We start from the raw sequence: 16,963 nt of genomic DNA, 5'->3' as shown, positions 1-16,963 counted from the left end.
TTTAACTAAACCATTTATTTAAGTTGGCAGCGGTTATTTGGCTGGTTGGCTTTCAACCGGAACCACAGAGCTAGCGTGATAGCCTTTTGGTCCCTCTTCCACTTCAAAACTCACTTGTTGGCCTGCTTTCAGAGTACGATAACCGTCCATTTGAATGGTAGAATAGTGTGCAAACACATCTCCGTCTTCTCCCTCTGGACAGATAAAACCAAATCCTTTGGCGTTGTTAAACCATTTTACTGTACCTGTAGCCATGCTTTACATCCCTCATGCATTTGTGTGTCTGATGTTGTTTGATCGTTTACATATCATCCTTGTAAACAGAAAGTGAATATCCATTCAGCCGCTGCCAAATTTTCAGTCACTTATTGACCAATGTAGCCAATGATGTAGCGCAGTCAATAGGAAAAAGGTCTTACAGTCTACATATTTGCAAACAAATCACTTTTGCGATTTACATTTGTGCAACTTATGAGGCAGCGTTACGTATCAATATGATAGTGACAATACGGCTTTTTGGTCTCTTTTTAATCAATCAGATACAACACTTCTGTAGATTAATATCTTTTATTTGCAGCCACTCCATTGCTGGATTAGTCTCTAAGTAAGGTCAAAACTTTTTACATCGAATTGACCTTGGATTAAGAGAACTAAATTCAAAACTTCTGCTCGTCGAAGTGGTAAAATTAAGAGAGTCAAACATCAACGTCGTATAGTCATGAGCAAACATTTTGAATGGGTTACTCCAGATTCTGATTTACTGGAGCGAGAAAAAACAAAAGTTAAACCACCATCTATGTACAACGTTGTACTCAACAACGATGATTACACCCCGATGGATTTTGTGATTGAAGTTTTAGAGCGATTTTTCTCGATGGATATCGATAAAGCAACACAGGTCATGCTTCAAGTGCATTATGAGGGTAAGGCAATTTGTGGCACATTTACTGCAGAAGTTGCTGAAACCAAAGTAGCGCAAGTTACTATGTATTCGAAAGAGAACGAGCATCCTTTGCTTTGCACAATGGAACAAGCGTAACGCGAGTTCGAGCAACCTAAGTTGTTCTTAAAGGAGGTACTTATGCTGAATAAAGAATTAGAGTCGAGTCTCAACGGTGCTTTTGCCCGTGCTCGAGACAAAAGACATGAGTTTATGACTGTCGAGCACCTCCTGTTAGCATTGTTAGAGAACGATGCTGCGCGAGAGGCTCTGCAAGCTTGTCAGGCAGATATCGACGTGCTTCGTAGTGAGCTAGACATCTTTATCGATCAGACCACACCGCTGATCCCTGACAACGATGAAACTCGCGAAACGCAACCCACTTTGAGTTTTCAACGCGTTTTGCAACGCGCCGTGTTCCATGTTCAGTCTTCTGGGCGCAGTGAAGTGACCGGCGCGAACGTGCTGGTGGCGATTTTCAGTGAGCAAGAATCACACGCCGCCTATTTGCTGAAGAAAAACGATATCAGTCGCCTAGATATCGTCAATTTTATCTCGCATGGGATCACCAAAGCGTCAAGTTCCGGTGACGAACCTTCGTCTCCTGACTCATTTAGCAGCGACAATGTCGATGAGGGGAGCAATGAGGACCGTCTGGAGAGCTTTGCAACCAACCTTAATCAAGTGGCCAAGCAGGGCCAAATCGACCCATTGATCGGTCGTGAAAAAGAGTTGGAACGTACTATCCAAGTGTTATGTCGTCGTCGTAAAAACAACCCGCTACTTGTGGGTGAGGCGGGTGTTGGTAAAACGGCAATTGCCGAAGGACTAGCATGGCGCATCGTTGAAGGTCAGGTGCCGGATATTATCGCCGACAGCGTGATCTATTCGCTTGATATTGGTTCGTTGCTTGCTGGTACTAAATACCGCGGTGACTTTGAAAAACGCTTCAAGGCGATTCTTAAACAGCTAGAAAAAGAGCAAGATGCAATTCTGTTCATCGATGAAATTCACACCATCATAGGGGCAGGGGCCGCTTCTGGCGGCCAAGTAGACGCCGCCAACTTAATCAAACCACTTTTAAGTAGCGGTAAGTTGCGCTGTATCGGTTCCACCACTTACCAAGAGTACAGCAACATCTTTGAGAAAGAGCGCGCGCTGTCGCGTCGCTTCCAAAAAATTGACATTGTCGAGCCATCGCTTGACGACACCACCAAGATCTTGATGGGTCTTAAGCCTAAGTATGAGGCTCACCATGAGGTGCGCTACACCAACAAAGCGTTGCGCGCTGCGGTTGAGCTGTCGGCTAAATACATTAACGAACGTCACCTGCCAGACAAGGCTATTGACGTTATCGACGAAGCAGGTGCGCGCAGCCGCTTAGCTCCAGCGAGTCGCCGTAAGAAGACCGTGGGTGTGGCCGATATCGAAGCGATGGTCGCCAAAATGGCGCGTATTCCAGAAAAATCAGTGTCATCTTCAGACAAAGAAATCTTGAAGAAGCTCGATGAGAAGATGAAGATGCTGGTGTTTGGTCAAGACGATGCGATTGATGTTCTAAGCGAAGCGATTAAATTGACGCGCGCTGGGCTGGGAGCCGACCACAAACCGGTCGGGTCTTTCTTGTTCGCCGGGCCAACTGGGGTGGGTAAAACAGAAGTCACGGTTCAGCTTTCTAAGTTGCTGGGCATCGAGTTACTGCGCTTTGATATGTCTGAATATGGTGAGCGTCACTCAGTCAGCCGTTTGATCGGTGCGCCTCCTGGTTATGTCGGTTACGACCAAGGCGGTCTATTGACGGATGCAGTAATCAAACATCCGCACTCAGTTGTTCTGCTCGATGAGATAGAAAAAGCGCACCCAGATATCTTCAACCTACTGTTACAAGTAATGGACAACGGTACCTTGACGGATAACAACGGTCGCAAAGCAGACTTCCGTAATGTGATCCTTGTGATGACCACCAATGCCGGTGTGCAAGAGACGGTGAAAAAGTCGATTGGCTTGATTCAGCAAGACCACAGCCATGACGCTATGTCTGAAATCAAGAAGGTGTTCACACCGGAGTTTCGTAACCGTCTAGATAACATCATTTGGTTCAATAGCCTAGATGAGCATGTGATTCATCAGGTAGTGGATAAGTTCATCGTCGAGCTGCAAGCTCAGTTGGATGTTCGCGGAGTGTCACTTGAAGTGTCTGACGACGCTCGTCATTGGTTGGCTGTCAAAGGCTATGACAAAGCGATGGGAGCTCGCCCAATGGGACGCGTAATTCAAGACCAATTGAAGAAACCGCTAGCAAACGAGTTGTTGTTTGGTTCTTTGGTCGATGGCGGGACAGTGAAAGTCGACTTGAAAGATGATGAGTTAAAGTTCACCTACTTGAATGAAAAGGAAGCCGCTGTTCATTGATGTTAGATCGTTAACAGAATAGATAAAAGCCAGAGCATGCCGAGCTCTGGCTTTTTATTTTCAGATTAGATTTATGCTGTTTGGTATTAGCTCAGTGCGCTTTTGATCACCTGGTAAGAGTGCAACACTTCTGTTGGGATAGGTTGTTCTATCTGATAACCGAGCGCAGGATAGTCTCGTATGCGCTCGAAATCCCCCAACATAGCCGTTAGCGTGGTATACATGTCTATCTCTTCATTGAAGTAGTCACAAAACGCCTGTTTGGCTGAGCTGACACACACATGGTCGATATCATCGGGCCACTGCTTAACAAACGTCGCGTAAGCACGTCGCTCCATGTATGGTTTCTGCACCAGAATAAACGAGCGGATGTTCAGCGTTTTTTGCTCAATAAGCTGATGAGTAAACGTGACATTTTCGCCACTATTGGTTGCTTGGTTTTCAATCAAAATAGCTTGGCTAGGTACACCTAGATCTCTCGCGATTTGGGCAAAGGTGTCGGCTTCGCTCTGCTCGAATAGTCCTTGAGTTAAACGCCCAACGCCACCGGAGAAAATTAATAAGTCCGCCCATCCCTCTAAATAGAGCTTAGAGGCGTGTTCGGCCACCCGAACATCATTGCTACCGAGTACGAAAATACAGTCAGATTTGACTAACGTATCTGTACACTGCATGAATTGCCAAAGTCGCTCGATATGTTGATATAGCTTCATTACGCCTCGCTATCTAAACCAACTCTAAAGTGTGGTCAAAGTGAAATCGGTAACCCAGTGAGACAATCTTATCTGCAAGGATGCGTTTGTCGGCTTGATGGACGACAGGAGGAAGGGGGTCGTTGGCGCCTACGCTCTCCAAAGCGGCTTGATAAAACTCTGCCTTACTCACGGTATTTGGGGTAGTGGCATTCACCACGCAATTTTCTTTATACAGTGCCATGTAACTGACGGTGCCGATCGCATCTTTAAGTTCAATCATGTTGGCCGGGGCCTGGTCACTGACTTGTTTGAGGCGAGCAGCGAAACGAGAGGGATGTCTATCCGGGCCGACTAACCCGCTGCAGCGAACCACAGCATACTCTAGCCCAGAATCGATTAGGCACTGCTCCGCAGTCAGCATAGTGATGGCATTGTCGCTGAAAAGCGCGCTGCTAGTGGCTAAACTGAGGCTGGCATCTTCTTCGCGCATATCCTTGGCGAGCGAGGGATAAACCGTTGTCGAACTGACCATCACCACGCGCCGTACTTGGGCCTGCTTCGCGGCGTCAATCAAATGCTGCCAATGCGTTACGTAATCTTGTCCACCTCCGCGGCGAAACCCAGGGGGGAAACAGCCAATCACGATATCGCTTGGATTGTTCTTTAAGTGCTCAACCAGCGCTTCTGAGCCGTTGGCAAGGTTGCAGGCAAAACCGTGTAGGCCTTGTGCTTGCAACTCTTGGGCCCCTTGTTGGGAAGTTTTGCTGGTAAAGACCTGGTAGCCAATCGACATCAAATATTGACTCAACGGCTTACCAAGCCATCCTCCACCAATAACGGTAATTGTTTTCACCTTTTACTCCTCCCTACAGTCAAGTCGTTTGCTATGCGAGCAATGATGCTGCGATTCATCCATTCAATCTTTTATTAAACACCTTTTAACAATGATGCGATTGTCAGCATATCAAACATTGGCAAGGTAAGCTTTTTAAAACTGCTAGATTATTGCTCCCCTGATCCTATGCTTAAATAAGGATGAAACGCATTGTAGGAGAAGGGAATGAAGTGGTGGCTGATTCTACTGTTCTTTTGCCACAATGTTCAGGCGCAGCGAGTCTTTATGACGTCTCTGGATTGGCCGCCCTACTCAGGGGAGGAGTTGCAACAGAATGGTCTATCAGTTGCTATTGCTCGAGAAGCTTTTGCTGTGATGGGTTATGAATTAGTGGTTGAGTTTAAACCTTGGGTCAGAACCGTGACCACAGCGTCAAAGAGGGATAAGTACATAGGTTACTTTCCGGAATACGCTTTCGAGACACAAGAGTTTGTGTTCTCCGATTCCATAGGTACGGGACCGTTAGGGTTTGTGCAAAATCGCAACAATCCGATTTACTGGTCTAAACTGACCGACTTGTCAGACTATCGAATCGGTGTTGTCCAAGGCTACATCAATACGCGCAGGTTTGATCAATTAGTCGAGCAGGGACAACTAAAAGTGGAAGCGGCGGAAAACGATCGGATTAATATCCAAAAGGTCGCAAAAGGCAGGCTAGATCTCGCGGTCATCGACGCCAATGTGCTGAAATACTTGGTTGATACGGATAGACACAACACAGTGTTAGCGACTCGAGTCGAAATGAACGACCAATTGTTAGAGGTGAAGCAACTCTACCTTGCGTTCAAAAACACGCCAGAGGGTAACGATTGGCGGCGTATCTTTAATCAAGGGCTGAGCCAAATTGATATCAGTCGCGTTGCCGACACACTCGATCAGGCCAGCAACGCCAAAGATTCGTTGTTTGAGCCCCAAACTGCGAATTAGCTACTCAGAACGCGTAGGATCTTGTCCGCATGCTCCGCGACTTCAATCCCCTCATCGGTAAGATATCCTCCATCCGGAAGCGTACACAAACCTTTTGAGTACAGACGCTGCACCGCTGCCTGCATCTCCTCTGACGCGTCATGGTGAACTTTGATACCGGTTGCTGCACTGCTGAGATCAAATTGAAGTAGCAAGTTGAGTTCAGATAGGTAGTCAGGCGTAAATTTCATGCTCTATTCCTTATAGAAAGTATTGAATCAACTTAATCACGAAGTGCAGTTACAGCAATCCCATCAATAGAGAATTGTTACCTAAGCCAGAGTTTGACCAATGAATCACGCTTAATTGGTCAGTAGTTAGGCAACCCCGCCAACATTAGAGCGAGATCAAAGAGGCGATAGCTGTTACCCCTGTTACGTTACTTTGCTACCTGCCTAAATGAGAAAACAATATAAAAAGTCGATTCATTATGCGCAATCTTGCTAAAGCCCTCTAATGCGACAAAATTTTAGATGAATTTGTATTTAAGTAATTGAAATTTATGGCTTAAATTTTAACTTCCTCCAGGTGCTTTGATCTGATTGTTTTGACTAAATGTGGCTGCGCATCAAGATTTAGTCGATATAAATGCCGTTTTGGTTAAAACCGTACAATTTGTGCTTGAATTTGATCACATTTCAAGTAATTATCCGCGCCCACTGACTCTAATGTTGCAAAATGTTTCCAAATGATGAATCTCAATCAATTTGACTCTTTATTGCCACCACAAATGGCCGAGCGTGCCGCTGAAATTGGTGTGGGTAAAGCGACCAAAGACCCGATTAAATCCTTCCTACTGGCGATTTCTGCTGGCATTCACATCGGTATCGCTTTCGTTTTTTATACTGTGGTTACCACAGGTGCGGGTGATCTTCCTTGGGGATTAACTCGGCTGTTAGGTGGCTTGGCTTTCAGTCTTGGTTTGATCCTGGTCGTCGTGACAGGAGGCGAGCTATTTACCAGCTCAGTGCTGACTTTAGTGGCACGCGCGAGTGGAAAGATTTCATGGCAAACCTTGTTCAAACATTGGCTAGTTGTCTACAGCGGTAACTTGGTCGGTGCATTACTATTAGTGGTCTGCATGTTGATGACCAAGCAATATATGTTTGACCATGGCCAAGTTGGGCTCAATGCGATGGCGATATCACAGCACAAACTGCATCACAGTTTTCTATCGGCGGTGGCGCTAGGGGTGATGTGTAATGTGTTGGTGTGTATCGCGGTGTGGATGACTTTCAGTGGTCGAACTTTGACCGACAAAATTGCCGTGATGATTTTGCCCGTTGCGATGTTTGTCTCTGCCGGTTTTGAACACTGTATCGCCAATATGTTTCAAGTGCCGATGGCGATTGGAATTAAAACTTTTGCACCTGCTGAATTTTGGCAGATGACCGGGGCATCGATTGCTGATTACGCCGATCTCAATATGGTTGACTTCATTACTCATAACCTGATTCCAGTGACGCTAGGCAACATTATTGGCGGTGGGGTGTTTGTTGGTATGTGGTATTGGTTGATTTACTTGCGTGACTAGCCATCACATCAATAGCCTTCCATCCTATCTGCAAAAGCTCACTTCGGTGAGCTTTTTTGTTATGCGTATCCGCTGCAGGTGTTGGAGCGGTGTTATTTATTACGGAATTTGAATTAAATGCTAGGCGTATGAATGCAAAGTAAATTATTTGAGCGGGATAAAACAAAATCAGGTTTGACCAGTTGACTTATAGGTATCACCACGGTTATCCACAGAATCTGTGGATAAGATCCATAGGTTCAATTAGTGAGGCTGACTTGACTCCACCTTCACCAATACTCTCCCGTGGGGGTGAATACAGCGCTTGACCACGAGCTTGAGCGATACCGCAATAGACAGTGACATGGTAACAAAGATAGCAATCATGATCATGATTTGATATTTAATCGCTACGATTGGGCTGGCGCCACCAAGAATTTGACCTGTCATCATTCCGGGTAATGTGACTAGGCCTGTGGTCGTCATCGTCGCCAATGATGGGGCGAGTGACAATGCAATCGCATCACGGACGAAGGGCAAGGTGGCATAACTGGTCGATGCACCGAGTGAAATCGCTGCTTCATATTCCGACTTTCGTTCTTCGAAAGCGTTAAAAAAATTCTGCAATGCGACGATATTGCCACTCATTGAATTACCGAGCAACATACCGGCAAGTGGCACTAAGTACTGGGCATTGTAACAGGGGATCGGTTTAACCACAGCAAGGACAATAATAGCGAGCATAGGGACTAAAGCGATCAGTAGCCCACAAGCTACTGGCAGCATCAAATGAGCGCGAGGCAGTTTGGCTTTGCTAGCAATCGCGCTTGCGCCTATCAATGTCATCACCAGGATCCAGGCAATGTTTATCGTCAAGCTATTGAGTTTAAATAAGTACTCAAGATACACACCGACCAACATCAGTTGTAGCGTCATGCGAGCGACGCTGACGAGTATCTCTCTACTTAACCCCAATTGATAATATCGGCTGATGGTAAAGGGCACGACCAGCGAGGTAAAAAATAGCGCCAAAGTGAGCCAAGAGATATCCACCACACTGTCCATAATACCCTCCAAGGTTGCGGTCACATTGTACGCAAAAATGCTAAAACGTCACCCTGTCTCTGATTCGACACTTCCCTGATTTAACCCGATCTTTGATAACAACTGATTCACAACTGGTCTAAATTAAGCACATAGTAAGCGTGCTTCTTAAAGACTGGGTGTTGCGTTATGTAATCACGATGTTAATTAATTGGTGTTTTTTTGCTTACTGTAAACTGTTCATATTTCTTCATATTTGGTGGCATGTTTTCACATCAAATCATGACTCTATACATCTCTGGATGAGCTCAAAAAAGTGTGGAATAACAAGGCTTGCAAGCGATGAATTGATTGAACCCTACTAAGAGTATGGTCTAAGATTTTTGAATAGAGATTGTAAATAAATTAGCTCATCCGACTGAGCTAACCAAAAACACCAAATACAAAATAGGCAAATGTATGAGTGATGTTAACAAAATCGAGAGTGGTGAGAAGCGCTCTCTAGAATGGAAGTCATTCCTCTTTATCGCGGTTGTTCTTTTCCCGGTTTTAAGTGTGGCGTTTGTCGGGGGATACGGTTTCTTGGTGTGGATGCTCCAAGTCTTCGTAATGGGCCCTCCGGGCGCGCACGGCATGTAAGCCTGTGAGCTCAACTCCACATTTTTTAAAAAGATTTTAAGAGAGCAAACCATGAAATCATTGATCGTAAAGCTGTGGCGCACCATGACGCGTCCGGCAGTCCACATCAGCCTTGGCGTGCTGACCATGGGCGGCTTCATCGCTGGCGTTATTTTTTGGGGTGGCTTCAATACGGCACTTGAAGCAACCAACACCGAAGAGTTTTGTATCAGCTGTCATACCATGCGTGACAATGTGTACGTAGAACTTCAAGAAACGGTTCACTGGAAAAACCACTCAGGGGTTCGAGCAACCTGTCCAGATTGTCATGTTCCACATAATTGGACCGATAAGATAGCTCGTAAGATGCAAGCCTCAAAAGAGGTCTTTGCTCAAGTGTTTGGCAACTACGACGAACCTGGAGTGTTTGAAGAGCGTCGAATTGAGTTGGCTAAACATGAGTGGGACCGCTTCTCCGCCAATAAGTCGTTAGAGTGTAAAAACTGCCACAACTACGACTCGATGGATTTTGAACTGATGTCACCGACTGCGCGCATTCAGATGAAACAGGCCGCTGAAAAAGATCAAAGTTGTGTGGATTGCCATAAAGGTATTGCACACAAACTTCCTGCCGGTATGGACAGCATCGGCGGCATTGTTAGTGACTTAGAAAACCTAGCGTCTAATACTAAGTACGATGTTGGACAAACACTGGTGAGTGTTCGTCATCTGCCGATTTACTTCGATGCAGAAGGCGCGAAAGAAGCCGGTCTACTTAACCCTGCGTCATCGGTCAAAGTGATCGACGAAAAAGGCGAATACGCCGAAATCGAAATTGACGGTTGGCGCAAGGCGAAAGGCTTCGGTCGTGTTATCCAGGAAGATTTCGGTAAGAACATTGCCGTGGCTTCTCTGCTAAAAGAAGCCTCAACCGACGACTCAGTAGTGACCACTGGTGAACAGAAGGTGGATGAGTTGACGGGTCTTCCATGGGAAAAAGTGGCCGCGAAGGTGTGGATCAAAAAAGAGTCGATGTTGAACGACATTACGCCGGTTTGGGAAAAGTCTGCAGAAGCATACAAAACCAACTGTTCGGTTTGTCATACCCAGCCTGACGAAGCGCACTTCGATGCGAACACTTGGCCTGGTATGTTCGATGGTATGCTTGCGTTCGTTAACCTCGACACGGATAGCGAAGCGTTGATCTTGAAATACCTACAAAAACACTCTTCAGATTATGCTGAAGGTCACCACTAATACGCGCCCAATGGAGTAAATAAAATGGCTATTACACGAAGAAGTTTTCTTAAAGGCGTAGCAACAACCAGCGCGGCGTCGGTGATCGGTCCTAGTTTATTGGCGTCGACATCGGCCGTGGCTGCCGAGTCGACCGGTACTTGGAAGGTGTCAGGCTCGCATTGGGGGGCATTCCGTGCTCATATCTATGCAGGTAAAGTACAAGAGATCAAACCACTTGAGTTGGACAAAAACCCAACCGAGATGCTCAATGGTATTAAAGGTATCATCTATAGTCCGTCTCGCGTTCGTTACCCTATGGTGCGACTCGATTGGCTGAAAAAGCATAAATACAGCGCCGATACCCGCGGTAACAACCGCTTTATCCGCGTGACTTGGGATGAAGCGCTAGACCTGTTCTACCGTGAGCTAGAGCGTGTACAAAAAGAGTACGGGCCTTGGGCGCTCCACGCTGGGCAAACTGGCTGGAACCAAACCGGTTCTTTTAACAACTGTACCGCGCATATGCAGCGCGCGGTTGGTATGCATGGTAACTTCATTACTAAAGTGGGTGACTACTCAACGGGTGCAGGCCAAACCATCCTGCCTTACGTGTTGGGCTCGACTGAGGTTTATGCGCAAGGCACCTCTTGGTCTGAGATTTTAAATAACTCAGACAACATCGTTCTTTGGGCCAATGACCCAGTGAAAAACCTCCAAGTAGGTTGGAACTGTGAAACGCACGAATCGTTTGATTACCTTGCGCAGTTAAAAGAGAAGGTCGCCAAAGGTGAGATCAACGTGCTGTCGGTTGATCCGGTGAAGAACAAAACTCAGCGTTATCTAGAAAACGATCATCTGTATATCAATCCACAGACTGATGTGGCATTCATGCTCGCTGTCGCTCACGTTCTATACACCGAAGATCTCTACGATAAGCAGTTCATCGATACTTACTGCCTTGGTTTCAAAGAATTCATTCAATATGTTATGGGTGAAACCAAAGACAAAGTGGTGAAAACACCGGAGTGGGCCGCGGAGATTTGTGGTGTCAAAGCCGACAAGATTCGAGAATTCGCTCGTATGTTGGTCAGCGGCCGTACTCAAATCTTGATGGGCTGGTGTATTCAGCGTCAAGAGCATGGTGAGCAGCCGTATTGGGCCGCTGCTGTGATCGCAGCAATGGTTGGTCAAATTGGCTTGCCTGGTGGCGGCATCTCTTACGGGCACCACTACTCAAGTATTGGTGTTCCATCTACGGGCTTTGCTGGACCGGGTGGTTTCCCGCGTAACCTAGATGCGGGCATGAAGCCAAAATGGGATAACAACGACTTCAACGGGTACAGCCGCACCATTCCTGTGGCGCGTTGGATTGATTGCTTGCTCGAGCCGGGTAAAGAGATCCGATACAACGGCGGTAAAGTGAAACTGCCTGACTTTAAGATGATGGTGATATCGGGGTGTAACCCTTGGCACCACCATCAAGACCGCAACCGTATGAAGCAAGCTTTCAAAAAGCTGCAAACTGTGGTGACAGTTGAGTTTGCTTGGACGGCAACGTGCCGCTTCTCAGACATCGTACTGCCAGCGTGTACCCAGTGGGAGCGAAACGATATCGATGTGTATGGTTCGTATTCAAGTAAAGGTCTGATTGCGATGCATCGCTTGGTCGATCCTTTGTTCCAATCGAAACCAGACTTCCAAATCATGAGCGAGTTAACTGAGCGTTTTGGTCGACGTGAAGAATACACGCGTGGTATGAGTGAAATGGAGTGGATCGAAAGCCTCTACAACGACTGTCGTAAAGCGAACGAAGGCAAGTTCGACATGCCTGAGTTTTCCGAGTTTTGGGACAAGAGCGTGCTTGATTTTGGTCAGGGTAAACCTTGGGTTCGTCATGCCGACTTCCGTCAAGATCCTGAAATCAACGCGCTGGGTACTCCGTCGGGCTTTATCGAAATTACCTCACGTAAGATCGGTCGTTATGGTTACCAGCACTGCCAAGAGCACCCAATGTGGTTTGAGAAAACGGAACGTTCACACGGCGGTCCAGGGTCAGACAAACACCCTTACTGGCTGCAATCATGCCACCCAGATAAACGTCTGCACTCGCAAATGTGTGAATCGGAAGAGTTCCGAGCCACTTATGCGGTCCAAGGTCGTGAGCCGGTCTACATCAACCCACTCGATGCTAAAGAGAAAGGGATTAAAGATGGTGACTTGGTAAGAGTGTTCAACGATCGCGGTCAATTACTCGCCGGTGCGGTTTTAACCGACAGTTACCCACGAGGTGTGATTCGCATTGAGGAAGGGGCGTGGTACGGTCCGCTGAACGAAAAAGAAGGGGCGATTTGTACTTATGGTGATCCCAATACCCTGACCATGGACATTGGTACCTCTGAGCTGGCTCAGGCGACATCTGCCAATACCTGTATTGTCAACTTCGAGAAATTTACCGGCAAAGTGCCTCCTGTCACCTCATTTGGTGGGCCTATCGAAGTTGCTTAACCGCACAAAACCAAAAAACCAGCTACGGCTGGTTTTTTATACCCGTCGGAATAAGTAGGTGTTTAGATAATGGCGCAGGAAAAATCGCTGAGATTGAGGCTGGCCTTACTGGCTAGGTGTTTGGGTCGACACCCCATACTTCTCTTTTAATAGTTCTAACTGCGCTTCGCCTTGGGTGCGGAAGTACTCATTGAGCATGGAAACAATGGATTGAGCCTGCGGGTGATCGCGGCGGACTCCGGCATACAGGGGAGTGGAGTCTATATATGTCTCGCTGAACTTAAACTGGTTGATGTCGAGCTTCATCTGCTGAATCGTCCAGCGGGCGACAATTTCATCTGACACCAAAAGATCAGCGCGCTCGGTTAAAACTAAGCGTAGGCTATTGGGCAAATCGATTGAGTTGACCGGTATCATATCCGGGTAATCCAGTAGCTTTGGCGTGTATGCATAACGATGAATTAATGCGACCTTTTTGCCTTTCAAACTCTCGATGGCCGTATATTCAAAATCACTGCGACTGCGTGATACTACCGCCATCTGATTGTTCATATAAGCGTCGGTATACAGAAAGTGCCGCTCGCGCTCCTCGGTTTTCCACATAGCGACAATCACATCATTTTTACCGTGAATGGTCTCTTTGAGAATTCGACTCCAGGGCTTTTGATCAAACTGGACTTGATAGCCTGCGTCTATCAGTGCGTCGACAATAATATCGTGCGCAACACCGCCTCCAAGTGGAGAGTCCATAATAAACGGTGGCCACTCAGTTTGTGCGACACGTAGTGTCTCGGCAGTGGCCACTGAGCCAAATTCGGTGCTAAAACAGAGCATTAGAGTCGCTAGTGCAGGTAACGGGAGGCGTTTTTGTTTCATTCAGTTAGTCAATGTTTTCTTTCTGTTATTGTAGTTGATGAATTGGACAGTCTCACGATAAATGCGCGCACAAGGCGAGGTTTCGTAAACGTGAGCTAGATGACACCGCTGATTGATGAGCAAATAGACAATAGCGAGGCATAGTGCTCTAATTGAGAAAAATCTAATAATAATGAGTGAGATATGTCGCAGACTTTTCAAGTGTCCGGTGAGCGAATGATCCAAGTGACCAACACCGACCTAGCGGTAGAATTGATGGGCAATCAGGTCAGCTTTTTCTATCGTGGCCTTTCTAACGATCCGATCAGCGATCGCTATTTGCTTTTTAGCACCGATTTTGATTTCGAAAAGCAGGCCATGTTACTAGGGGATGGTTTTCAAATGTTGGCGCAAACCAGTGGGACTTGGAATAATCCTCTTGATATTGGTCGTTGCCCTGATAACAGTCCTAGTTATCGTATTTATCCATCAAACCAGCCCAAGCGTTATTATAACTACTTGGTGGTCGAAGACTCACTTGGCTATGCCTTACTTGGTTTTACCTCGTGCCATCGCTTTGCTGGCTACTTCACGATAGAAGAGCAAGAGGATCGGCTGCGGGTATTGGCTTATATTGATGGCGAAAACACCTGTCCAGCAGATTGGAGTACTCAGCGACTCGAGTCCGTGGTCATGTTGCGTGGCGACTCATTGTCAGAGCTGTATCAACAATTTAGTCAATGTATCTCCGAGCACCATCCGGCTCGTCCTGGTGTGACAAAACCTTCCCCGCTGGGTTGGTGCTCCTGGTATGCCTACTACGCAGAAGTGACTGAGCAACACATTGACAACAATGTTCAAGAAATGCGCGCTCATCTAAAGCAACTCGATTACGTATTGCTCGATGACGGCTATCAAGCATTTATGGGCGATTGGCTGACGCCTTCTGCCAAGTTTTCGTCGGGAATCAAACATGTGCTTGGGGAAATTCGAGCGCATGGTAAGAAACCCGCGATCTGGCTTGCTCCGTTTATTGCTCAGCCAGAATCGCAGATATTTCAGCAACACCCGGATTGGTTCTTACGTCACGCAGACGGCAGCCTGCTCAAAGCAGAAGAGGTGACTTACGCCGGATGGCGTTGTACACCTTGGTATATTCTCGATACCACCAACCCCCAAGTCCAACAGCACCTAACACAGGTTGTGCGCACCATGCGAGAAGAGTGGGGCGTTGAGCTGTTTAAGTTGGACGCCAATTATTGGGGCACGTTGAAAGGCGTGCGCAGTCAGCGAGGTGTCACAGGTGTCGAGGCCTACCGGTTGGGAATGCAAGCGATAATCGAAGGTGCGGGTGATGCGCTTATCTTAGGCTGCAATGCGCCGATGTGGCCGTCGCTGGGTGTGGTAGATGCGATGCGGGTGTCAGACGACGTTGAGCGAAGTGGCAGTCGATTTGAACAAATCGCAAAAGAGACCTTTTACCGCAGTTGGCAACACCGTAAGTTATGGCAAATTGACCCCGATTGCGCAACGTTTGTCTCTTTACCCAACCAAACCACTGAGCGGCGCAATTATGAGTTCCACCGTGATGTGTTGCTTGCTTGTGGTGGACTATTGTTATCTGGTGATCCGCTCGATGAGCTCACGCCTTTTGCAAAGCGAAGTTTGGCCAAGTTGGTGGTGCGTCATCGTCACAACCAAGAGGCGGCGCGATTTACCGCGCTAAACCTACATCATGCCTATTTACCACTGACAAACCGTAATGACTTACACTGTTTGTTCAACTATCGAGGTTCGGCTCGTGATGTCACCTTGACCGCAGACCATCCGGTGTATTGGTACGATTATTGGTCGGGAGAGAAGCTGGTGGCCGAGCCGACTCAGGTACTGGAAGTGGGGTTAGAAGCTGGATTGTCCAGTCGAGCGATAATTACCTCGCTATAGCGGCGCGGCTAGATTAAGATCAGCGGCTAACTTAGCGATAATTTACCAAACTATGTCAATTATTTTGGGTATCGACCCCGGATCTCGTATCACAGGTTATGGCGTGATCCGACAAACGGGTCGCCATCTACATTATCTCGGTAGTGGTTGTATTCGGACCTCAGAAAAGGAGTTGCCGGGGCGACTTAAGCAAATCTATGCGGGAGTCTCGGAGATCATTACTCAGTTTCAACCGGATGTGTTTGCTATTGAGCAAGTCTTTATGGCGCGCAATGCAGATTCTGCACTGAAACTAGGTCAAGCGCGCGGCAGTGCGATTGTTGCGGCTGTGAACGCTGATTTGCCTGTTTATGAATACGCCGCACGCTTAATCAAGCAGGCGGTAGTAGGAACCGGCGGTGCAGACAAAGAGCAAGTGCAACATATGGTGCAAAATATGCTCAAGCTTCCAGCCAAACCGCAAGCCGACGCCGCCGATGCGCTGGGTGTGGCTATTTGTCATGCCAATACCAACAAAACCTTAGTGGCGTTAGCGGGCAAAGCCACCAGTGCTCGGCGTGGACGCTACCGCTAACGGATTTTAGTCTATGGATTGAATCGCTCTGCGTCATCGTTTTTTTTCCTCTCAAAAATCCGCACTAATAAGATAAAGAACTGGATGTCTATCCAGTTCTTTATTATCCTGTCGCAAATTCATTTCCAAAGAGAACTCACCGTGATCGGACGTCTACGCGGCATTCTAATTGAAAAACAACCTCCCGAACTGCTTATCGAAGTGAATGGTATCGGCTATGAAGTCCAGATGCCGATGAGCTGCTTTTACGAGCTACCCAATATTGGTGAAGAAGCCATCATCTATACTCATTTTGTGGTACGCGAGGATGCTCAATTGCTGTATGGATTTAACACGGTAAAGGAGCGTGCGCTATTTCGCGAGGTGATCAAAGCAAACGGAGTTGGTCCTAAGCTTGGCCTAGGCATCTTATCGGGAATGACAGCCAGTCAGTTTGTTGCGAGTGTAGAGCGTGAAGATGTCTCTTCTCTCGTCAAGTTACCGGGTGTTGGCAAGAAAACCGCAGAGCGCCTAGTGGTAGAGATGAAAGACCGCCTGAAAGGATGGGGTGCTGGAGATCTGTTTACGCCCTTTACCGAAGCTGCGCCAACGGATTCTGCGCCGCAGTCGGCTCAGTCGAGTGCTGAAGAGGAGGCGGTGAGTGCCTTGTTGGCGTTGGGGTACAAACCGACTCAGGCCTCTAAAGTCGTCTCTCAAGTCATGACCGCAGACATGAGCAGCGAGCAGTTGATCCGCGAAGCGCTCAAATCCATGGTATAGAGGG

16 protein-coding genes are annotated in these 16,963 nt (G+C 47.3%); 10 read left to right on the top strand and 6 right to left on the bottom strand.

Annotated elements, in window-relative coordinates; all coding sequences use genetic code 11:
• Positions 1–33: 33 nt before the first annotated feature.
• Positions 34–255, bottom strand: a complete 222-nt coding sequence (gene cspD, locus MTO69_RS08700; protein ID WP_176287465.1) for a cold shock domain-containing protein CspD — start codon at positions 253–255, stop codon at positions 34–36.
• 463 nt (positions 256–718) lie between these two features.
• On the opposite strand from cspD, the gene clpS reads away from it, so the two are divergent.
• Complete coding sequence (clpS, locus tag MTO69_RS08695; RefSeq protein ID WP_176287466.1) at positions 719–1,039, top strand: ATP-dependent Clp protease adapter ClpS; 321 nt, start codon at positions 719–721, stop codon at positions 1,037–1,039.
• A 42-nt stretch (positions 1,040–1,081) separates the two neighbouring features.
• A complete protein-coding gene (gene clpA / locus MTO69_RS08690; RefSeq protein WP_248328389.1) occupies positions 1,082–3,352 on the top strand; it encodes an ATP-dependent Clp protease ATP-binding subunit ClpA in 2,271 nt (756 codons plus the stop codon).
• A gap of 86 nt (positions 3,353–3,438) precedes the next feature.
• Here the strand turns inward: clpA and MTO69_RS08685 are convergent, their stop codons facing one another.
• A complete protein-coding gene (locus tag MTO69_RS08685) occupies positions 3,439–4,065 on the bottom strand; it encodes a YdcF family protein (RefSeq protein WP_248328387.1) in 627 nt (208 codons plus the stop codon).
• Between the two features lie 13 nt (positions 4,066–4,078).
• Positions 4,079–4,900 carry an NAD-dependent epimerase/dehydratase family protein gene (locus MTO69_RS08680; RefSeq protein ID WP_248328385.1) on the bottom strand — a complete coding sequence of 274 codons (822 nt, stop codon included), beginning with the start codon at positions 4,898–4,900 and terminating at the stop codon, positions 4,079–4,081.
• 207 nt (positions 4,901–5,107) lie between these two features.
• On the opposite strand from MTO69_RS08680, the gene MTO69_RS08675 reads away from it, so the two are divergent.
• Positions 5,108–5,869 (top strand): substrate-binding periplasmic protein, encoded by a 762-nt coding sequence (locus tag MTO69_RS08675; protein ID WP_248328383.1) that lies wholly within the window; start codon positions 5,108–5,110, stop codon positions 5,867–5,869.
• Here MTO69_RS08675 and MTO69_RS08670 read toward each other — a convergent pair.
• Entirely contained in the window at positions 5,866–6,099 is a 234-nt protein-coding gene (locus tag MTO69_RS08670) for a TIGR02647 family protein (protein ID WP_248328381.1), read from the bottom strand. The genes MTO69_RS08675 and MTO69_RS08670 overlap by 4 nt on opposite strands.
• Positions 6,100–6,599: 500 nt before the next feature.
• Between MTO69_RS08670 and focA the strand changes: the two genes are divergently transcribed.
• Entirely contained in the window at positions 6,600–7,442 is an 843-nt protein-coding gene (gene focA, locus MTO69_RS08665; protein ID WP_248334444.1) for a formate transporter FocA, read from the top strand.
• A 243-nt stretch (positions 7,443–7,685) separates the two neighbouring features.
• Here focA and MTO69_RS08660 read toward each other — a convergent pair whose 3' ends face one another.
• Positions 7,686–8,486, bottom strand: a complete 801-nt coding sequence (locus MTO69_RS08660; protein ID WP_248328379.1) for an ABC transporter permease — start codon at positions 8,484–8,486, stop codon at positions 7,686–7,688.
• Positions 8,487–8,924: 438 nt separating this feature from the next.
• On the opposite strand from MTO69_RS08660, the gene torE reads away from it, so the two are divergent.
• Genes torE through torA form a run of 3 tightly spaced genes read left to right on the top strand, consistent with a single transcriptional unit; the run spans position 8,925 to position 12,827 of the window.
• Complete coding sequence (gene torE / locus MTO69_RS08655; RefSeq protein ID WP_004744302.1) at positions 8,925–9,104, top strand: trimethylamine N-oxide reductase system protein TorE; 180 nt, start codon at positions 8,925–8,927, stop codon at positions 9,102–9,104.
• Positions 9,105–9,155: 51 nt separating this feature from the next.
• Entirely contained in the window at positions 9,156–10,340 is a 1,185-nt protein-coding gene (torC, locus tag MTO69_RS08650; RefSeq protein ID WP_248328377.1) for a pentaheme c-type cytochrome TorC, read from the top strand.
• A 24-nt stretch (positions 10,341–10,364) separates the two neighbouring features.
• Positions 10,365–12,827 carry a trimethylamine-N-oxide reductase TorA gene (gene torA, locus MTO69_RS08645; RefSeq protein WP_248328375.1) on the top strand — a complete coding sequence of 821 codons (2,463 nt, stop codon included), beginning with the start codon at positions 10,365–10,367 and terminating at the stop codon, positions 12,825–12,827.
• A gap of 105 nt (positions 12,828–12,932) precedes the next feature.
• Here the strand turns inward: torA and MTO69_RS08640 are convergent, their stop codons facing one another.
• Positions 12,933–13,703 carry a substrate-binding periplasmic protein gene (locus MTO69_RS08640; protein WP_248328373.1) on the bottom strand — a complete coding sequence of 257 codons (771 nt, stop codon included), beginning with the start codon at positions 13,701–13,703 and terminating at the stop codon, positions 12,933–12,935.
• 183 nt (positions 13,704–13,886) lie between these two features.
• Between MTO69_RS08640 and MTO69_RS08635 the strand changes: the two genes are divergently transcribed.
• The 3 genes from MTO69_RS08635 to ruvA all read left to right on the top strand — a co-directional run bounded on the left by MTO69_RS08635 (position 13,887) and on the right by ruvA (position 16,959).
• A complete protein-coding gene (locus MTO69_RS08635) occupies positions 13,887–15,626 on the top strand; it encodes a glycoside hydrolase family 36 protein (protein WP_248328371.1) in 1,740 nt (579 codons plus the stop codon).
• 52 nt (positions 15,627–15,678) lie between these two features.
• Positions 15,679–16,200 (top strand): crossover junction endodeoxyribonuclease RuvC, encoded by a 522-nt coding sequence (gene ruvC, locus MTO69_RS08630; RefSeq protein WP_248328370.1) that lies wholly within the window; start codon positions 15,679–15,681, stop codon positions 16,198–16,200.
• Positions 16,201–16,341: 141 nt separating this feature from the next.
• Positions 16,342–16,959, top strand: a complete 618-nt coding sequence (ruvA, locus tag MTO69_RS08625) for a Holliday junction branch migration protein RuvA (protein WP_248334443.1) — start codon at positions 16,342–16,344, stop codon at positions 16,957–16,959.
• Positions 16,960–16,963: the final 4 nt, after the last annotated feature.

The organism is Vibrio sinaloensis, from assembly GCF_023195835.1.
Classification (GTDB): Bacteria; Pseudomonadota; Gammaproteobacteria; order Enterobacterales; family Vibrionaceae; genus Vibrio; species Vibrio sinaloensis_C.
The sequence above is the reverse complement of the archived record's forward strand: the minus strand, read 5'-3'. Positions and strand labels throughout refer to the sequence as shown.